The following is an 18,672-nucleotide window of genomic DNA, read 5'->3' as shown; positions in this document are numbered from 1 at the left end:
GTGTTAGGCGGACTTTTTGAGAAACGCTTCGCGCGCCGCGCGCAACCTGGCAAAGTCGTCCCCGGCATGGTGCGACGAGCGCGTCAGCGGGCTCGACGCTACCAGCAGGAAGCCCTTGGTCCTGCCGATCGTCTCAAAGGACTTGAATTCCTCCGGCGTGACGAAGCGGATCACCGGATGGTGCTTCTTCGACGGCTGCAGATATTGGCCGATGGTCATGAAGTCGACATTGGCCGAACGCAAATCGTCCATCAGCTGCAGAATTTCGTTCCGCTCCTCGCCAAGGCCGACCATGATGCCGGACTTGGTGAAGATCGAGGGGTCAAGCTCCTTGACCCGCTGCAAGAGCCTGATCGAGTGGAAATAGCGCGCGCCCGGCCGAACCGTCAGATAGTTAGACGGCACGGTCTCGAGATTATGGTTGAAAACATCCGGCCTGGCCGCCACCACGATCTCCAGCGCACCGTCCTTGCGCAGGAAATCGGGCGTCAGGATTTCGATCGTCGTCGACGGGGTTGCTGCCCTGATCGCACGGATGACATCAGCAAAATGCTGGGCCCCGCCGTCGGCCAGATCGTCGCGATCGACGGAGGTGATGACGACATGGCTCAAGCCCATTTGCTTGACCGCATGCGCGACGCGCGCCGGCTCGTCGGGATCGAGTGCGGTCGGGATGCCGGTGGCGACATTGCAAAAGGCGCAGGCCCGCGTGCAGATCTCGCCCATGATCATGAAGGTGGCGTGCTTCTTCTCCCAGCACTCGCCGATATTGGGGCAGCCCGCCTCTTCGCAAACCGTCACCAGTTTGTGAGACTTCACGATTTCGCGCGTCTCGGCATAGCCTTTCGACATCGGCGCCTTGACGCGGATCCAGTCAGGCTTGCGCAGTACGTCCTGATCCGGCTTGTGCGCCTTTTCGGGATGCCGCAGGCGCGGCGCATTGGCAATCGTGTCGAGGACGGTGACCATGTGAAACCCGGCTCATTGGCAAGCGCTTGTCCAGCGCTCGCTCTACCCACATCATCTAGGACTTTTCGGCGAAAAGAAAAAGGCCGCGATCACGCATGCCGCGGTGACCTTTTTCGCATAGCAAGTGCCGACAGAGGTTAGCGGCGCACCAGTCGTCCGACCGCAATCAGAATGCAGGCACCGATGAAGCCGGTGATCAGATAGGCTATCCAGCCGACGCCGAAGATGCCGATGTTCAGGGCCTGCAAGATGGCGTTCAACACGATTGCGCCGACAATGCCGAGAATGATGTTCATGAGGATGCCGGTATTGCTCTTCATGACCATCTCGGCCAGCCACCCCGCCAGGCCACCGATGATGATGGCTGCAACCCAGCCCACGCCGTTCATTTCCATATGCCCTCTCCTTGTATGATGGATGATGCCTGCGAAACGAATTGCTCTGCCGTCGAGTTCCTCTGTGTCTTCCGTGTGAGACTCGCCCCAACTAATTTATCATGCATTCAGTGCGCGACCATAGGCGTCGAGTACACTCTCCTTCATCATCTCCGACAGCGTCGGGTGCGGGAAGATCGTGTGCATCAGCTCTTCCTCGGTGGTCTCCAGATTCATCGCCACGACGAAGCCCTGGATCAGTTCGGTTACTTCTGCGCCGACCATGTGGGCACCCAGCAACTGGCCGGTCTTCTTGTCGAAAATGGTCTTGACGAAACCTTGGTCTTCGCCCAGCGCAATCGCCTTGCCGTTTGCGGCGAACTGGAAGCGGCCGACGCGGATGTCCTTGCCATCGGCTTTCGCTTTGGCTTCCGTCAGTCCGACCGAGGCGACTTGCGGATTGCAATAGGTGCAGCCCGGGATCTTCAGCTTGTCGATGGCATGCACGCCGGGGAAATTGGCGATCTTTTCCACACAGACCACGCCCTCATGCTCGGCCTTGTGGGCGAGCATCGGCGGTCCGGCAACGTCGCCGATGGCGTAGACGCCCGGCACATTTGTCTTGCCGTAGCCGTCGACGACGACGCAACCGCGGTCCGTCTTCACGCCGAGCGTCTCGAGGCCGAGGTTTTCGATGTTACCCTGTACGCCGACGGCCGAGATCATACGATCGGCGGTGATCTTCTCGACCTTGCCGTCCTTCATCTCGACATGCGCCGTGACCGAGTTAGTGCCCTGCTCGACCTTGGTCACCTTGGCTTCTAGAATGATCTTCATGCCCTGCTTCTCGAACTGCTTCTGCGCGAATTTCGAGACCTCGGCGTCCTCGACCGGCATCACAGCCGGCAGCAGTTCGACCACCGTCACCTCGGCGCCCATGGTGCGGTAGAACGAGGCGAACTCGATGCCGATGGCGCCCGAGCCCATCACCAGCAGCGATTTCGGCATCTCTTTCGGCACCATGGCCTCGAAATAGGTCCAGATCAACTTGCCGTCCGGCTCGATGCCGGGCAATGCGCGCGGCCTCGCTCCGGTCGCCAGAATGATGTGCTTGGCGCTGTAGGTGCCCTCGCCCTTGACGCCCTTGGGCGCCGGCGGCTGCGGCTCCATCGGCTTCTTCGACGATTTCGACACGACGATCTCGCCAGGTTTGGTCAGCTTGGCTTCGCCCCAGATGACGTCAACCTTGTTCTTTTTCATCAGGAAGCCGACGCCGCCGTTGAGCCGCAGCGAGACCTTTCGCGAGCGATCGACGACGGCGGCTGTGTCGACGCTGACCTTGCCATCGATCTTCAGGCCGTAGTCCTTCAGATGATCCGAATAGTGCATGATCTCGGCGGAGCGCAGCAGCGCTTTGGTCGGAATGCAGCCCCAGTTGAGGCAGATGCCGCCCAAGTGCTCGCGCTCGACGATCGCCGTCTTGAAGCCAAGCTGGGCCGAACGCACTGCAGTGACATAGCCGCCGGGGCCGGAGCCGATGATGATGACGTCGTAGTTCTCAGCCACGGCTTTCTCCTTCACAATTCCAACATGAGGCGCACGAGCGGCGCCAGCGCTTGCCCGACGTTCCGCGTGTTTTCCGCGTCCAGGTGGACGCCGTCGAGCGGCGTGGTTTTGGCCACCGTGCCGGCATCGAAGAAGCCGCAGCCGGCCTCGTCGGCAAGGGCGGAATATTGCGGCGCCAGCCGCTTTGACGCGTCATCGCCGCCGGCGAACATTTCCTTGAACTCGGCGTTTTCCGTGCGGCTGACTACGGGCGGCGCGACGATCAGGATCTGCGGCGCCAGCCAATCGAACGGGTAATCGTGACCGCGCACGATGTCGATCAGGCGTTGCATGCCTTGTTTGGCCGCGACCGGATTACCGTGAATCCACGGCTTCATATCGTTGGCTCCGAGCATGATGACGATCAAGTCGATCGGTGCGTGCGTCGTCAGGATTGTTGGCAACAGCCTTGCGCCATTGCGGTCCGCCCCGGCCAAGTGATCGTCGAAGGCGGTGGTTCGGCCATTCAGGCCTTCGGCGATGACCTCGACGCCGCTGCCCAATGTTGCCTGCAGCACGCTCGGCCAGCGATCCGCCGGCGGATGACGGCCGAGGTTTGCCGCGTCATAGCCCCAGGTCAGCGAATCGCCGTAGCAGAGGACCGTCTTCATGTGCCTGCCCCGCCGAAACCTGGTTGCGAGCGCGCCAATCGCCAGCGCACGAAAAGCCACTGGACCAGCACTGTAGCGATGCCCGGCAGAACGAGACCGGCGACTACGGGAAGATCGCCCGACCACTGGCTCTTGCCTGGGGGCTGGGAGAAAGTCCAGCCGATCAGGGCAACTCCAACGAGCACAAAAAACGCTACCCCTATGGTCGCCGTCAGCTTTGTTGCCCGTCGTGGGTCCGACATGAATTGTGCGATGAAGAACGCGACCGTCACGAGGACGGTGACGAGAACCGAGATCATGAACACAAGGATGTACTCTACGTCGGCATTGGTGGCGACGGCGAGCCACTGCGCCACCAATCCGCCCGCCAAACCGGAAAGAAAAAAGGCAAAAAGGCTGGTGAAGAATTTCCGCACCGCCCTGTTCCCCTCTCTTAAACCAGCATGCCCATCGGGTTTTCGACCATGCGTTTGAAGGCGACGAGCAACTCGGCGCCGAGCGCACCGTCGACGGCGCGGTGATCGGTCGACAACGTCACCGACATGATCGTGGCGATCTTGATCTCGCCGTTCTTCACCACTGCGCGTTGCTCGCCGGCGCCGACCGCCAGGATCGTCGCATGCGGCGGGTTGATGACGGCAGAAAAATCCTTGACGCCGAACATACCGAGATTGGACACCGCCGTGGTGCCGCCCTGATATTCTTCCGGTTTCAGCTTGCGACTACGGGCGCGGCCGGCAAGATCCTTCATCTCGTTGGAGATGACGGACAGCGTCTTTTCATCGGCACGCCGGATGATCGGGGTGATCAGGCCGCCGGGGATCGACACGGCAACGCCGACATCGGCATGCTTGTGCTTGACCATGGCGTTTTCTGTCCACGACACATTGGCATCCGGCACCGCCATCAGCGCCATGGCCAGAGCCTTGATAACCATGTCGTTGACCGAAAGCTTGTAGGCCGGCGTTTCGCCCTTCTCGGTCTTCTTCGCCGGGGCGGCCGCATTGATCTGCGTGCGCAGGGCCAGAAGCGCGTCGAGCTCGCAGTCGAGCGTCAGATAGAAATGCGGGATGGTGGTTTTGGCCTCGACCAGCCGCCGCGCAATGGTCTTGCGCATATTGTCGTGGGGGACCAGCTCGTAGGAGCCTTCGGCAAACAGTTTGAGCACCTGCTCGTCGGACATTGGTTTGGGTGCTGCGGCCGCAGGCGCCGGAGCGCCGGCGGGCGCCGCTTTTGCTGCTGGTGCCGCCTTGGCGCCGCCACTGGAAATTGCGGCATCGACATCGGCCTTTACCACGCGGCCGCGGGGGCCGGAGCCTGTCAGCGCCGCGACATCTATACCAGCTTCGCTGGCGATGCGCCGGGCCAGCGGCGAGGCGAAGATGCGCTCACCGTTTGCGTGGCCGTTGGCGACCGGCACCGCGTCCGCCTTAGGCGTAGGTGCGGCAGGCTCCTGCTTCGACGCTTCGGGCTTTGATGTTTCCGCTTTGGCGGCTTCCGCTTTCGGAGCCTCAGCCTTGGCCGGCGCAGCGCCATCACCGCTTTTGACGGCAGAAGCAGCATCCTCCCCCTCAGCCGCCAATACCGCGATCAGCGCATTGACCTTGACGCCTTCAGTGCCGGCCGGAACCACCAGCTTGGCAACCGTGCCTTCGTCGACGGCTTCGACTTCCATCGTTGCCTTGTCCGTCTCGATCTCGGCAATCACGTCGCCCGGCGAGACCTTGTCGCCTTCCTTGACCAGCCACTTGGAAAGGTTGCCCTCTTCCATTGTGGGCGAAAGCGCCGGCATGGTGATGTTGATCGGCATTTTGTCCTCCCGCCCTGCTCAGCGATACGTGACGGCTTTGACCGCCTCGACGACCTCGCCGACATTGGGCAGCGCCAGCTTTTCGAGGTTCGCCGCATAGGGCATCGGCACGTCCTTGCCGGCAATTGTAATGACCGGTGCATCGAGGAAATCGAAGGCGCGCTGCGAGACCTGATTGGCGACATGGTCGCCGACCGAGTTCTGCGGAAAGCCTTCCTCGACCACCACGAGGCGATTGGTCTTTTTGACCGAGGCGATGATCGTGTCGAAGTCGAGCGGGCGGATGGTGCGCAAGTCGATTATCTCGGCATCGATGCCCATGCCGCGCAACTCCGCCTCGGCCTTGATCACGTAGGTCATACCGATGCCGAACGAGACGATGGTCACGTCCTTGCCGGATTTGTGAATGCGCGCCTTGCCGATCGGCAGCACGAAATCGTCCATCTTCGGCACGTCGAAGGAGTGGCCGTAAAGGATTTCGTTCTCGAGGAAGATGACCGGGTTCGGGTCACGGATCGCCGCCTTGAGCAGACCCTTGGCGTCGGCGGCGGTATAGGGCATCACCACCTTCAACCCGGGAACATGGCTGTACCAGGCGGCATAGCATTGCGAATGCTGCGCGGCGACGCGGGCAGCCGCGCCGTTCGGGCCGCGAAAGACGATCGGGGCGCCCATCTGGCCGCCGGACATATAGAGCGTCTTGGCGGCTGAATTGATGATCTGGTCGATCGCCTGCATGGCGAAGTTGAAGGTCATGAATTCGACGATCGGCTTCAGGCCGGCCATCGCCGCGCCAACACCAACGCCGGCAAAGCCGTGCTCGGTGATCGGCGTGTCGACTACGCGCCGCGGACCGAATTCCTGCAACAGGCCTTGTGTGATCTTGTAGGCGCCCTGGTACTCGGCGACTTCCTCGCCCATGACGAAGACGTCGCCGTCGCGGCGCATTTCCTCAGCCATTGCGTCGCGCAACGCTTCACGCACCGTGGTCGAGACCATTTCGGTGCCGGCCGGGATGTCCGGATCGGCGGCAATTTCCAGCCTGGGTGCGGCGGCAACAGGTGCTGCCGCTTCGCTCTTGGCCGGAGCAGCAACGGGGGGCGGAGCAGCCGCGGGCGCTGCCGCTTGCGACACGACAGCCTCCTCGCCAATGCCTTCGCCCGCCTCGTCGATGTCTTCGCCATCGACGGCCAACACAGCGATCAGTGTGTTGACCTTGACGCCTTCGGTGCCGGCAGGAACCACGATCTTGGCAAGCGTGCCGTCGTCGACGGCTTCGACTTCCATCGTTGCCTTGTCGGTCTCGATTTCGGCAATGGCGTCACCGGCCGCGACCTTGTCGCCTTCTTTCTTCAACCACTTCGAAACATTACCCTCTTCCATGGTCGGCGAGAGGGCGGGCATGAGAATTTCGATCGGCATGTCCTTGCCCTCTCGTTAAAGTACGATGTCGGTCCAGAGCTCGGACGGATCTGGCTCCGCGTCGTTCTGGGCAAATTCTGCGGCGTCGGCGACAACGTCGCGGACTTCCTTGTCGATGGCCTTGAGTTCGTCCTCGCTTGCCCATTTCTTATCGAGCAGCCGCGCCTTGACCTGCTCGATCGGGTCACGTTCGGAGCGCATTTTCTGCACTTCTTCCTTGGAGCGGTATTTAGCCGGATCCGACATCGAATGGCCGCGGTAACGATAGGTCTGCATTTCGAGAATGAGCGGCCCGTTGCCGGCGCGGCACCATTCGGCGGCGAGGTCGCCGGCTGCCTTTACAGCGCGCACATCCATGCCGTCGACCTGGATGCCTGGAATCTTGAAGGACGCGCCGCGGTGCGAGAAATCCGTCTCGGCCGACGAGCGCGAGACCGAGGTGCCCATGGCGTAGCGGTTGTTCTCGATGATGTAGATCACCGGAAGCTTCCACAGCGAGGCCATGTTGAAGCTTTCGTAGACTTGGCCTTGATTCGCCGCGCCATCGCCGAAATAGGTCAGCGTCACATTGTTGTTGCCGCGATAGCGGTTGGCGAACGCAATGCCGGTGCCGAGCGACACTTGCGCGCCGACGATGCCGTGGCCGCCGTAAAAATGCTTCTCCTTGGAGAACATGTGCATCGAGCCGCCCTTGCCTCTGGACAGGCCGCTACGGCGCCCGGTCAGTTCGGCCATGACGCCGCGCGGCGACAACTCCATGGCCAGCATATGACCATGGTCGCGATAGGCGGTGATCATCTGGTCGCCATCGATCAGCGCCATCTTCATGCCGGTAACGACCGCTTCCTGCCCGATGTAGAGGTGGCAGAAACCGCCGATGAAGCCCATGCCGTAAAGCTGGCCGGCCTTTTCCTCGAAGCGGCGGATGAGCAGCATGCGCCGGTAGGCGGCAAGCTCCTGGTCTTTGGTGAATTCAACAGGCTTTGGGGTGGAAAGGCCCGGCGTTTTGCCGTCCGATTTGGATTTGGCAGGCGCTTTTCTGGTGGCGGTGGCCATGCATCACTCCCTGTTGGCGTCTCTTGGCGGACAGCGAGGGAGATCAGTTCTCCCACCGGTTTGAGGCAGGCTAACATGCAGGGAAGGCTTTCGCCATGCCGAAAACGCATGGCTGTCATGCATCTAAGCAATTAAAATCATTGCAAATATCACCGATTAACTGAAATCCGGTTATCTTGCAACCGGCAGCATGATGGTGATCTCGTCCGCGTGGGACAGATTAAGCGCCTTGCGCGCCTGCTCGTCCAGCATGTCCTTCTCCAGGGTGCCCTCATGCATCAGCTGAACGCGGCGCTCGAGATCGATCCGGCGCGCCCTGACGGCATCGAGCCTGCCCTGCAATTCGGCAGTCTCAGCTTCGAGCTGATACTTGGAATAGATGCCGAACTCGCCATGATAGGCATGGAAGCCGAAATAAGTCAGGAACACCACGCAGAGCGAGGGGATGATCAGCCGGCCGGTGTTTCTTTGCTTGTGCTGGCGTGTCCACATGGTCCGAATCCTCTACGCCGCCTTTGTCGCCCGATTGTGCTTAATGGACGGTTACAGCCTGTTGGATTCAGAGCCAGGAAGCAAAAAAGGGCGGGAATGTCCCCGCCCTCGCCGCCACGGATTTTCTCTCGAAATCAGCTTTTCACGATCGACTTGCCGGCATATCGCGCCTGCTTGCCGAGCTCCTCCTCAATGCGGATGAGCTGGTTGTACTTGGCCATGCGATCCGAGCGTGACAGCGAGCCCGTCTTGATCTGCCCGCAATTGGTGGCAACGGCGAGGTCGGCGATGGTCGAATCCTCGGTCTCGCCCGAGCGGTGCGACATCACCGCGGTATAGCCGGCCTTGTGCGCGGTCTCGACGGCGTCGAGCGTTTCGGTAAGCGAGCCGATCTGGTTGACCTTGACCAGGATCGAATTGGCGACACCCATGCGGATGCCGTCGCGCAGCCGCGCCGTGTTGGTGACGAACAGATCGTCGCCAACCAGCTGCGTTTGCTTGCCGATGAGATCGGTCAGTATTTTCCAACCGTCCCAGTCATCCTCCGCCAGGCCGTCCTCAATGGTGATGATCGGGTAGTCGGCAGCAAGTTTGGCCAGATATCTGGCCTGCACCTTCGGGTCGCGGGTTTTCCTCTCGCCTTCATAGACGTAGTTGCCATCCTTGAAGAATTCGGTCGCCGCGCAGTCGAGGCCTAGCGCAACCTCCTCGCCGGGCTTGAAGCCAGCCTGCTCGATCGATTCCATGATGAAGTCGAGCGCGGCCGGCGCGCTCTTCAGGTTGGGGGCAAAGCCGCCCTCGTCGCCGACATTGGTGTTATGGCCGGCGTCCTTCAGCTTCTTTCGCAGCGTATGAAAGATCTCCGAGCCCCAGCGCACGCCGTCGCGCAGCGTCGGCGCGCCGATCGGCAGGATCATGAATTCCTGGAAATCGATCGGGTTGTCGGCATGCGCGCCGCCATTGATGATGTTCATCATAGGCACCGGCAGCACATGGGCCTTGGTGCCGCCGACATAACGATAGAGCGGCAGGTCGGCGGCTTCGGCCGCAGCCTTGGCCACAGCCAGCGACACGCCGAGGATGGCATTGGCGCCGAGCCGGCTCTTATTGGGCGTACCATCGAGCTCGATCATGGTCTGGTCGATATGAATCTGATTCTCTGCCTCCATGCCGCCGATCGCCTCGAACAGCTCGCCGTTCACCGCCTCGACCGCAGTGAGCACGCCCTTGCCGAGATAGCGGGGGCCGCCATCGCGCAGTTCGACCGCCTCATGCGCGCCGGTCGAGGCGCCGGACGGCACCGCGGCGCGACCCATCGAGCCGTCTTCGAGCACGACGTCGACCTCGACGGTCGGATTTCCGCGGCTGTCCAGGATTTCACGCCCGACAATGTCGATGATGGCCGTCATTGCGATGTCCCCGATTGATCGATTGAAGCGTCGCGCACCTCTTAGCCAAAGCGCCGCAAAACGCAATCGGGGCACTTGCAAATATTGCCCGTGCGCTACGGATTCACGAAGCACGAAGCGCTGTCATCATTTGTCATACGCGGCATGCCGGTTTCTGGTTTATGGCTGTTGTCGCGCGGGGCGAAACAGGAGGAGTTTCGCCATGTCCCAGTTGAGCGGTATTGTGAGTTTGTTCCTGATCGCGGCTGCGTTCCTGACGTCGTGCGACAATCAGCAACCCCCGCAGGGATCGTCGCCTTTGCCGGCCCTGCAGATTGCGCAGTAGCATCCCGCCACATCGAAAGGCCCCCGATTTCCCGGGGGCCTTTTTGATTCCAGGAGACTTAGTCAGTGCCAGTAAGGTCAGTGCCAGTAAGGCTCGACCTTGTAGTAGTTGTATGAGGCATCACGCGCGGCCTCGCCGTCGGCGCCGGTCAACTCGTTGATCGAATAGGAAGGAGCGGCCTTCAGCTGGTCTTTGGTGAACGGCACGACATAGCCGCCCTTGTTCTCGTCATAGTCAAGGCTCGCCCACGGAATGGCGTGGTATTTCTCGCCGATGCCGAGAAATCCACCAAAACCGATCACGGCAAACATGATTCCGTTCGACAGTTTGTCGAGCATGACGTCCTCGATGTCGCCGATATGAGTGCCTTCCGTATTGTAGACCGATGTGCCGATAACCCGCGAAGCGGCGATGGCTTCGGTGTGTCCCGTCTGGGTCGTCATGGTGTGCTCCTCGTCGTCGTTGACATTAGATTTTGACAATGAGGGCCGCGGGCTAAGGTTCCAGGCGGGTTCGAAATTCTTCAAAGTTTCCTGGCGGCGCTGCTGTGGCGCAACTGCTGGTTCAACCCACGCTTTTGGCAACGCGATCGAACGCCATCAGCCGTTCAAGCAATGCGGGAAGATCCTTTAGCGGCACCATGTTGGGACCGTCGGAAGGCGCGTTGTCGGGGTCCTGGTGCGTCTCGATGAAGACGCCGGCGACGCCAACCGCGACGGCCGCGCGCGCCAGCGTCTCGACAAAGCGCCGGTCGCCTCCAGACGAACCGCCCTGCCCACCCGGCTGCTGCACGGAATGGGTGGCATCGAAAATCACCGGCGCGCCGATCTCGGCCATGATCGGCAGCGCCCGCATGTCGGACACCAGGGTGTTGTAACCAAAGGATGCGCCGCGCTCGGTGACCAAGACATTGGCGTTGCCGGAGCCGATGATTTTGGCGACGACGTTCTTCATGTCCCACGGCGCGAGGAATTGCCCCTTCTTCACATTGACCACCTTGCCAGTTCTTGCCGCAGCAATCAGCAGATCGGTCTGGCGGCTGAGGAAGGCAGGAATCTGCAGGATATCGGCATGCGGAGCGACGATCGCGCATTGTTCCTCAGTGTGGACGTCGGTCAGGATCGGCAGGGCAAAATTCTTGCGCAAGTCGTCGAAGATCGGCATTGCCGCTTCAAGTCCCGCGCCGCGCGTGCCGCCAAGCGAGGTGCGATTGGCCTTGTCGTAGCTGGTCTTGTAGACGAGCCCGATGCCGAGCCTGTCGGTCATTTCCTTTAGCGCACCGGCCATGTCGAAAGCGTGCTGCCGCGATTCCAGCTGGCATGGACCGGCGATCAGCGATAGGGGCGCGCTGTTGCCGAAAATGACTTTGCCGACCGCAACGGAAGAGTTCGGCATCAGTGGATTGAGCTTGTTCATGCGATCTCCCGGAAAATGAAGGCTGCGCCCTGCCCTGGCGCCGGCGGCACGATGGTATCACCGCCGCGCATGTGGTGTTCGACAGAATTGGCTGCAAGCAGCTTGGCGACGGCATCGCCGTGCCTAATCGAAAAGACGATCCCAGCAAAGCGGAGTTCAGATGGTGCGCCGGCAGGAATGCCGAAGCGTGCCGAATAGGCTGCAGGATCCAGAACGGTCACGACGGCATTCGGCAGCTCATAGACAGTGCCGCCGCCCTGCGCCTCCATTCCGGCTGCGATCGAAATCAAACGGCCTTGTTCGAAAGGTTCGCCAGTGACCGCCACGACTTCGACAATGCCGGTTGCGCCATTAGCGTGGGCCTGCAACGCAGTGCGGTCAACGTTCGGCGCATTGATCCGCTCGCAGGCGAAGAGAAAAGCGTCCGCTGTCTTGCCTGTAGCCGCGAAGGCCAGTTTGAACGATGCGGTATCGCTCTTTCCCGCCGCATCGGTGAAGGCGCGCGAAAAGCTTAGCGCGTCTCCCGCCGACAGACCGGCTTCCATGTAGCGCGCGTGGTCCGCGGCGGCGCTTTCGGTGCCCAGCGCCACGGCAGAAAATCCTTCATCGCCGTTTTCTTCGCGATACGTGCGATCACGCACGACAAAGACATTGCGGTTCGCGATCGCCGTTGCCACGGCCTGCCGGTCAGCGACCGCGAGCGGCTCGAGATAGGTGCCGTCGGTGAGAAAGACACAGCAGTTTTGCGTTCCGAAAGGGTGGATACCTGTCGGCGCAACGGTAAAGCCGAGCAGGGTCAAGCGCGCCCGCGCAACATCGAGGCTTGCTGTCGGCAGCACCAGGTGATCGAGCGGATGAGGCCTTGCGGGGGTGTTTTCGGTCATGTCCCGCGCGATGTGCCTCATTCCTGAAAATGGTTCAAGGGCTTAGCCGGTGCCTCAGCGGCGATCGCAGGCCTCGGCCGCGAGGAGCCGACTTGCCGCCCGCAAAAATCATCCTAGCTCATTGCCATGGGAAGAGACCTTTTCATCGCCCTAGCCGTTATTGCGATAGCAGTTATCGCCGTGCTGATCTGGAACGCGCCAAAGCGGCCGGGCGTCGATCCGACCGAAACCTCCGCGGCTCAGACGGAGTGAAGCGGGCTACGGCGCGGAGCCCCTCCGCGACGTCAAATCTGCCTTGGGAGGCGGTCAACTTGCAACGATGTCGGCCGAATAGCGTAATTCGCGCAGAGGTTTGACCCGGCTGGTCGTCTCTGCATAGAGCGGATGCGCCTTGTAGGCGGCGAGCGCCGCTTCGTCCTCGAACTCGGCGTAGACGACCACATCGATCTCATCCGAGAGCGGGTCGACCTTGGTGTTGAGCGTTACCTCGAAATGACGCGAATGAGGTATCTTGCCAAGCGCCAGGAGGCCCGTGCGCACTGCCTCGACATCCGCTTTATGCCGTGCGCTGAAGAAAACGATATGCCGGATCAACCCAGCCTCCTCGACCGTTGGACCGGCGTTCTTTTGTGTCAGCGGCAGCGTGCCGTCAATCGGCAGGTTTGTCGCGTCTGCGAACCATAGCTGCGAAGAGAAACTACACCATGCTGGTTACATAGTGCACGATGCGGGTCACCTCCCTGACCGTCCTGTCGAGGTAGCGGCCTTGGTTGTAAATGCCGTCCCAGATCAGGAAAAAGGTGACGGTCGTGATGACGATGACATAACGCATGACTAAAACTAGCGCATATGGACGGTTGCAACCATAGCGATTCCAACGCTGCTGGGGACCCTCCCCGAATTTTAATGGCCTTTGTGGTCTGTCTGCTGCGATGCTTGCTGGCCAGAATGGCGCCACCGCCACAGGGCGCCTTGGAAAGATAACCCCGCTCGGCTTCGACGACCGCTTCCCGCCTCGATCGACCGACTGCCACACCATTATTCCGGCGGGATTTCGACGGACGCGCTGGATCTGGTCATGCCGCCGTCAAGCGGCGTTTCGCACCACCTGCTTGAAGAGGCCCCCTGTCTCAAACGGATTGGCCGTATCGGGGCAGTATCTTAACGCTGAGACAGTTTCGAGCCGACGTTCAAATCCTCGCCTCAAAGAGTGATGCGGTATTTTGCAAAGCCCGCTTCGCCCTCGCCCGCCGGCTCGATCTTCAGCGACTTCACTTGCGCAATAAACTCCTTCGCCTTGGCGCCGGTCTCGAATACGACGCTGGTTCCCGGCAGTGGCGCAAACGACCAGTTGGCGTCCGCCGACGGGTTGATGGTGCCTTTGCTGACGATATAGCGCACGATCACATCGCGGTTGGTGTCGGGCGCTTCGTAGATGATCTTCGAGGCATTGATCTCCGGGAAATTGCCCCCGCCGCCGGCTCGGTAGTTGTTGGTGGCGACGACGAATTTCCGCTTGGGGTCAATCGGTTTGCCGTCGAACATCAAGTCAATGATGCGGGTCGAGCCAGCATTCACCAGCCCGCCCTTCGAATCATATTTCGGTGGCTGCGACAGATCGATCTTGTATGTGACGCCGTCGATCACGTCGAAATTATAGGATGGGAAGTCAGTGTTGATGAGCGCCTGGTCGGCTTTGCCCGGTTCGATCCGGTTGAAGATGCCGGCCGACATTTCCAGCCATTCCTTCACCTCTGCCCCGGTGATTTCAACGGCGCGCACCGTGTTTGGATAGAGGTAGAGATCGGCGACGTTCTTGATGGCGATATCGCCCACCGCCACGTCGGTGTAATAGTCGGCGCCGTTGCGCCCGCCGGCCTTGAACGGTGCCGCCGCCGACAACAGCGGCATATCCTTCCACTCTGTGTTCTTCAGGATGTCCTTCAAATACCAGGTCTGCGCCTGGCTGACGATCTGCACCGATGGATCATCGGCGACCAGCGCAAAATAGGAATAGAGCGGCGCCGAGGTTTTGCCGACCGGCCGGCGCACATAGGCAAGCGTCGCCTCGTGGTCCTGTTTGAGCGCGTCGATGATGCGCTGGTCGTCCGCGACGGTCGGCTTGTTCGTTTTGTCGACCCGCTCAAAGATCGGCCTGGCCTCAGAGGTCGCCGAGACGATTTTCCACGTCGATCCGTCGCGCTCCAGCAACAGATCGATCAGCCCCATGTGCGAGCCCCAGAAGCCGGCCATGACGGCGGGCTTGCCTTGCAACGTGCCTTTCGCCGTATCGACGGCTTCCAGCGACTGAAAGTCCTTCTTGCCGGGGAAGACCAGATGCTGGTGACCGGTGAACACCGCATCGATACCTTCGACACCGGCAACGAAGAAGGAGGCGTTCTCCATCATGTCACTTTGCTTCACGTCGATGCCGGAATGGGAGAGCGCAATGACGATGTCGGCGCCTTCTTCCTTCATTTGCGGCACCCACGCCTTGGCCGCCTCGACGATGTCGCGTGTTTTGACGCTGCCCTCGAGATTTTTCAGGTCCCAGACCATGATCTGCGGCGGCACGAAGCCGATGATGCCGATCCTGATCGGTTGCTCGGCGCCCGACCCGTCTTTGATCTTCCTGTCGAGGATGACGTAAGGCTTGAGATAAAGCCTGTCGTCGCGCGGGTTCGCGGCGAGCTCCGTGCCGCGGATCAAATTCGCGCAGACAAACGGGAAGTTGGCACCGGCCAGCACCTTGTCCATGAACGACAGGCCGTAGTTGAACTCGTGGTTGCCGAGGGTCGAGCATTCGTAGCCGAGCAGGTTCATGCCCTTCATGACCGGATGCAGATCGCCATCCTTCATCCCCCTCTCGTAGGCGATGTAGTCGCCCATCGGGTTGCCTTGCAGAAGGTCGCCATTATCGATCAGCATCGCGTTGGTTGCTTCCTTGCGCACGGCTTCAATCAACGATGCCGTTCGCGACAGCCCCATCGTGTCGTTAGCTTTGTCGGCGTAGTAGTCGTAAGGCAGCACATTCACGTGGATGTCGGTCGTCTCCATAATCCTCAGATGCGCCTGATTGGCTTGAGCCCGGGCGGAGAACGGGTGCAGCATGATCAGCGCTCCGCTGGCGGCGACGCCGGCGAGGAAATCGCGGCGTGAGACGAGGTGGCGCAATTGGGACATTCGTTTTCTCTTTCTTCCACGACGTGACAAGTCCTGCCCGAAGCAAAGCTTCGCGCCGAAATCCAGTCGAGTCCAGAAGCCGATTCCATCAAGAGGAGGTGACGCGCCGATAAATGTCCGGCAGCGAACAATCAGCCCTTGTCGTCGTCGCCCTGCGTGATCAGCCGCGCGCTGCGCTGACCGGTGAAGTAGATCCATAGCCAACTCAGGGAAACCGCAAGCCGGTTACGAAAGCCGATCAGGAAGTAGATATGCGCCAAGCCCCATAGCCACCAGGCAAGCCGGCCGGTAAGCTTGATCCAGCCGAAATCGATGGCCGCGGCGCGCTTGCCGATCGTCGCCAGGTCGCCGTCATGCCTGTAGCTGAAAGGACGCGGTGTCGTGTCACCGGTAAGCCTTGCCTTGATCGTCGCGGCGACATGCCGTCCCTGCTGCTTGGCGACGGGCGCGACGCCCGGCACCAGCCGGCCATCCGGCCGCAGGACGTGCGCTGCGTCACCGATGACGAAAATCTCCGGGTTTCCCGGCACACTCAAGTCGGGCTCGACAAGCACCCTGCCCGCGCGGTCCGCTGCCGCGCCGAGCCATTCGGCGGCCGGCGAAGCGGCGACGCCCGCCGCCCACAGGATTGTCCTGGCCGGCAAATGTGTGTCGCCGAAGACGACACCCTCGGCATCGCAGCGCGTAACCGCCCGGCCGAGTTCGACGGTCACGCCGAGCCGTTCGAGCGCCTTCGTTGCATAATCGGAGAGTTCGGGAGCGAAATTGGTGAGGATGCGGTCACCGGCCTCAATCAGCACCACACGCGTCTGCCGCGTGTCGATGTTGCGGAACTCGCCGCGCAGCGTGTCGTGCGCCAGCTCGGCAATGGTGCCGGCCAGTTCCACGCCGGTCGGCCCGCCGCCGACGATCGCCAGGGTCAGCAATGCCTGGCGCTGGGCGGGATCGGTTTCCCGCTCGGCCTGCTCGAAAGCCAAAAGAATACGCCGTCGAATGGTGGTGGCGTCCTCCAGCGTCTTCAGGCCAGGGGCGAACGGTTCCCATTCGTCATGGCCGAAATAGGCGTGCCGCGCGCCGGTGGCCAGCACCAGCGTGTCGTAAGCGACCGTGCCGCCGTCCTGCAGCAGCACGCGCTTGCCGGTGCGGTCGATGCCGGTAACGGTGGCGAGCAGCGTCGTCACGTCCTTGCGCCTGCGCAGAAGATGGCGGATCGGCCAGGCGACTTCGGAGGTGGCCAGCGCCGTCGTCGCCACCTGGTAGAGCAGCGGCTGAAAAAGGTGATGATTGCGCCTGTCGATCATCGTGATGCGCACCGGCGAGCCGGCTAGTGCGCGGGTGAACTCGAGGCCGCCGAAACCGGCACCTACGACGACGACGTGATGGTTGGCTGTGTTCATCTCGCTCATCCCTCTCGCCAAGGCTGATGTAAGTATCGTTGTGCAGTGCAGCAATGCCTGCGCTGCAACTACCTGGGAGTCGTCGCTTGATGTCGTGAATACGCATGCTGCGGACTCGTTCCCGGATATAGCCTGCGTCCAGGATACTACTTGGTTGGAACTGTATATTGCAGGTGAAGCATGGCTAGCGATGAAGACGAAGGCTCAGCGCAGTACGCCTCGCCGCCTTGTTTTATGCACGAGCTCGATCCGGAGTTCCAAGCGCCGCTATCCGACTGGACCGACGTAAGGCGCTGGCGCAAGGCCGAGCGCGAGCGGTTGATCGCATCCCGCCTTGCCGTTTCAGCCGACACGCGCGCAGCTATGTCGCAGCGTATTGCCGAAGGGCTCGACGCGGTGATCGGCGACATCGCCGGCCGTTTGGTCAGCCTCTACTGGCCGTTTCGCGGCGAGCCGGACCTGCGCCCTTGGATGGAAACCGTTAACGCGCGAGGCGGGCGCACGGCGTTGCCCGTCGTCGTCGAGAAAGACCGGCCGCTTGTCTTTCGCGCCTATGCCCACGGAGACCGGCTGGAGAAGGGCGTCTGGAATATCCCGATACCGGCTGACGGTGATCCGGTGTTGCCCGACGTCGTCATTTCGCCGATCGTCGGCATCGATCCCGGGCAGTTCCGCTTGGGTTATGGCGGCGGCTTCTTCGATCGCACGCTTGCCGCGATGCCGTTCAAGCCGCTGGTCATCGGCGTCGGCTACGAGTTGCAGCGCATCACCACCATCTACCCGCAGCCGCACGATATTCCGATGGACCGTGTGGTGACTGAGGCATCCAAGGCCTAGGCGAGTTCGGGGCCTAGGCGAGTTCAGGCTTCATTCCCACGGCTGTGCGATCGACGATTTCGCGCAAGGCAAAGGACGAATTGATCTTCGTCACATGCGGCATTGCCGACAGCCACTCCTTGTGGATACGTTCGTAGTCGACGAGATCCTTTGCCGCTATGCGCAGGATGTAGTCATATTCGCCCGACATCAAATGGCAGGACAAGACGTTCGGGCAGCGCTTTATCGCTGCCTCGAAATCCGACAACGTCTTCTCGAATTGCCCGGACAGCGATATATGCACGATCGCCGTCATCTGGTGCCCAAGTGCAGCGTTGGACAGCCGGGCGTGATAGCCGCGGATGGTTCCGGATTTCTCCAGATTGTCCAGCCGCCGCGAGCAGGCCGACTGGGACAGGCCGACCTTCTCGGCGAGCGCTGCGTTGGGTATCCGCCCATCCTTCTGCAACGTCTCGAGAATGGCGATATCAATCCTGTCGAGCGGCATTTTTGCGGGTTCCTGCGACAATTCTAATGTTTCGCGCAACGATTATCGAACAGTGGCTTCTCAGGCAAGCGCATTCGCAAACACTTACCGAACGATTCGTGGTTCACTATCTCTAGACAGGGAACGAGCCCCAAAGGGCCGGATCAGGAGAAGAACGATGCGCATCGGCTGCCCCCGGGAAATCAAGAATCACGAATATCGCGTCGGCCTGACGCCGGGTTCGGTCCGCGAATATGTCGCGCATGGCCATGAAGTGTTGATCGAGACCGGCGCCGGCGCCGGCCTCGGCGCCGCCGCCAACGCGGATCGGGGCGCCGGCGGCCCCCGCGCCCCCCCCGCCCCGGCCGGGTTTGGGATGGCCGCGCGGCTCGGGGTGGGGGGGGGGGCGCCGCCCC

Annotated in this window: 20 protein-coding genes and 1 pseudogene; 3 read left to right on the top strand and 18 right to left on the bottom strand. The window is 61.3% G+C overall.

What is annotated here, in order from left to right; all coding sequences use genetic code 11:
• Positions 1–3: 3 nt before the first annotated feature.
• From lipA to eno, 10 genes are all read right to left on the bottom strand, one after another.
• Complete coding sequence (gene lipA, locus NKI72_RS13240; protein ID WP_352471839.1) at positions 4–969, bottom strand: lipoyl synthase; 966 nt, start codon at positions 967–969, stop codon at positions 4–6.
• A 137-nt stretch (positions 970–1,106) separates the two neighbouring features.
• The gene (locus tag NKI72_RS13235; RefSeq protein ID WP_292655302.1) at positions 1,107–1,364 is read right to left on the bottom strand and encodes a GlsB/YeaQ/YmgE family stress response membrane protein; all 258 of its coding nucleotides are present in this window, start codon (positions 1,362–1,364) and stop codon (positions 1,107–1,109) included.
• A gap of 99 nt (positions 1,365–1,463) precedes the next feature.
• Entirely contained in the window at positions 1,464–2,909 is a 1,446-nt protein-coding gene (gene lpdA, locus NKI72_RS13230) for a dihydrolipoyl dehydrogenase (protein WP_352471838.1), read from the bottom strand.
• An 11-nt stretch (positions 2,910–2,920) separates the two neighbouring features.
• Complete coding sequence (locus tag NKI72_RS13225) at positions 2,921–3,559, bottom strand: SGNH/GDSL hydrolase family protein (protein WP_352833563.1); 639 nt, start codon at positions 3,557–3,559, stop codon at positions 2,921–2,923.
• Positions 3,556–3,975, bottom strand: a complete 420-nt coding sequence (locus NKI72_RS13220) for a hypothetical protein (protein WP_352448942.1) — start codon at positions 3,973–3,975, stop codon at positions 3,556–3,558. The genes NKI72_RS13225 and NKI72_RS13220 overlap by 4 nt, the downstream gene beginning before the upstream one ends.
• Positions 3,976–3,992: 17 nt before the next feature.
• Positions 3,993–5,369 (bottom strand): pyruvate dehydrogenase complex dihydrolipoamide acetyltransferase, encoded by a 1,377-nt coding sequence (locus tag NKI72_RS13215; protein ID WP_352542002.1) that lies wholly within the window; start codon positions 5,367–5,369, stop codon positions 3,993–3,995.
• Positions 5,370–5,387: 18 nt separating this feature from the next.
• Complete coding sequence (locus tag NKI72_RS13210; RefSeq protein ID WP_352542001.1) at positions 5,388–6,791, bottom strand: pyruvate dehydrogenase complex E1 component subunit beta; 1,404 nt, start codon at positions 6,789–6,791, stop codon at positions 5,388–5,390.
• 15 nt (positions 6,792–6,806) lie between these two features.
• On the bottom strand, positions 6,807–7,847 hold the full coding sequence (gene pdhA, locus NKI72_RS13205) for a pyruvate dehydrogenase (acetyl-transferring) E1 component subunit alpha (RefSeq protein WP_352502934.1): 1,041 nt from the start codon (positions 7,845–7,847) through the stop codon (positions 6,807–6,809).
• Positions 7,848–8,018: 171 nt separating this feature from the next.
• Positions 8,019–8,339, bottom strand: coding sequence for an FtsB family cell division protein (locus tag NKI72_RS13200; RefSeq protein WP_023675088.1), 321 nt, complete (start codon positions 8,337–8,339; stop codon positions 8,019–8,021).
• A gap of 134 nt (positions 8,340–8,473) precedes the next feature.
• Positions 8,474–9,748: a phosphopyruvate hydratase gene (gene eno / locus NKI72_RS13195; protein ID WP_352471834.1), complete on the bottom strand. Its 1,275-nt coding sequence runs from the start codon at positions 9,746–9,748 to the stop codon at positions 8,474–8,476.
• A gap of 202 nt (positions 9,749–9,950) precedes the next feature.
• On the opposite strand from eno, the gene NKI72_RS13190 reads away from it, so the two are divergent.
• A complete protein-coding gene (locus NKI72_RS13190; protein ID WP_084642452.1) occupies positions 9,951–10,073 on the top strand; it encodes a hypothetical protein in 123 nt (40 codons plus the stop codon).
• Positions 10,074–10,150: 77 nt separating this feature from the next.
• Here the strand turns inward: NKI72_RS13190 and NKI72_RS13185 are convergent, their stop codons facing one another.
• The 7 genes from NKI72_RS13185 to NKI72_RS13155 form a co-directional block, all read right to left on the bottom strand.
• Positions 10,151–10,516: a PRC-barrel domain-containing protein gene (locus NKI72_RS13185; protein WP_352833559.1), complete on the bottom strand. Its 366-nt coding sequence runs from the start codon at positions 10,514–10,516 to the stop codon at positions 10,151–10,153.
• Between the two features lie 121 nt (positions 10,517–10,637).
• Positions 10,638–11,489, bottom strand: a complete 852-nt coding sequence (gene kdsA / locus NKI72_RS13180) for a 3-deoxy-8-phosphooctulonate synthase (protein WP_352833556.1) — start codon at positions 11,487–11,489, stop codon at positions 10,638–10,640.
• Positions 11,486–12,373: a VOC family protein gene (locus NKI72_RS13175; protein WP_352833554.1), complete on the bottom strand. Its 888-nt coding sequence runs from the start codon at positions 12,371–12,373 to the stop codon at positions 11,486–11,488. Before NKI72_RS13175 ends, kdsA begins: the two co-directional genes overlap by 4 nt.
• A 306-nt stretch (positions 12,374–12,679) precedes the next feature.
• Entirely contained in the window at positions 12,680–12,967 is a 288-nt protein-coding gene (locus NKI72_RS13170) for a Dabb family protein (protein ID WP_254817185.1), read from the bottom strand.
• A gap of 103 nt (positions 12,968–13,070) precedes the next feature.
• On the bottom strand, positions 13,071–13,205 hold the full coding sequence (locus NKI72_RS13165; RefSeq protein ID WP_292655342.1) for a hypothetical protein: 135 nt from the start codon (positions 13,203–13,205) through the stop codon (positions 13,071–13,073).
• A gap of 371 nt (positions 13,206–13,576) precedes the next feature.
• Positions 13,577–15,556 (bottom strand): bifunctional 2',3'-cyclic-nucleotide 2'-phosphodiesterase/3'-nucleotidase, encoded by a 1,980-nt coding sequence (locus NKI72_RS13160; RefSeq protein ID WP_352833551.1) that lies wholly within the window; start codon positions 15,554–15,556, stop codon positions 13,577–13,579.
• Positions 15,557–15,687: 131 nt separating this feature from the next.
• On the bottom strand, positions 15,688–16,953 hold the full coding sequence (locus NKI72_RS13155) for an NAD(P)/FAD-dependent oxidoreductase (protein WP_352833548.1): 1,266 nt from the start codon (positions 16,951–16,953) through the stop codon (positions 15,688–15,690).
• Positions 16,954–17,133: 180 nt separating this feature from the next.
• Between NKI72_RS13155 and NKI72_RS13150 the strand changes: the two genes are divergently transcribed.
• A complete protein-coding gene (locus NKI72_RS13150) occupies positions 17,134–17,790 on the top strand; it encodes a 5-formyltetrahydrofolate cyclo-ligase (protein ID WP_352471829.1) in 657 nt (218 codons plus the stop codon).
• 13 nt (positions 17,791–17,803) lie between these two features.
• On the opposite strand, the gene NKI72_RS13145 is transcribed toward NKI72_RS13150, so the two are convergent.
• Positions 17,804–18,277 (bottom strand): Lrp/AsnC family transcriptional regulator, encoded by a 474-nt coding sequence (locus tag NKI72_RS13145; protein WP_023675099.1) that lies wholly within the window; start codon positions 18,275–18,277, stop codon positions 17,804–17,806.
• A 157-nt stretch (positions 18,278–18,434) separates the two neighbouring features.
• Here NKI72_RS13145 and NKI72_RS13140 point away from each other — a divergent pair.
• Positions 18,435–18,672 (top strand): annotated as a pseudogene (locus tag NKI72_RS13140) (hypothetical protein); the annotation flags it as partial.

The sequence above is a fragment of the Mesorhizobium sp. M0437 genome (assembly GCF_040321335.1).
GTDB lineage: Bacteria > Pseudomonadota > Alphaproteobacteria > Rhizobiales > Rhizobiaceae > Mesorhizobium.
This window is presented reverse-complemented; position numbering and strand designations above follow the sequence as displayed.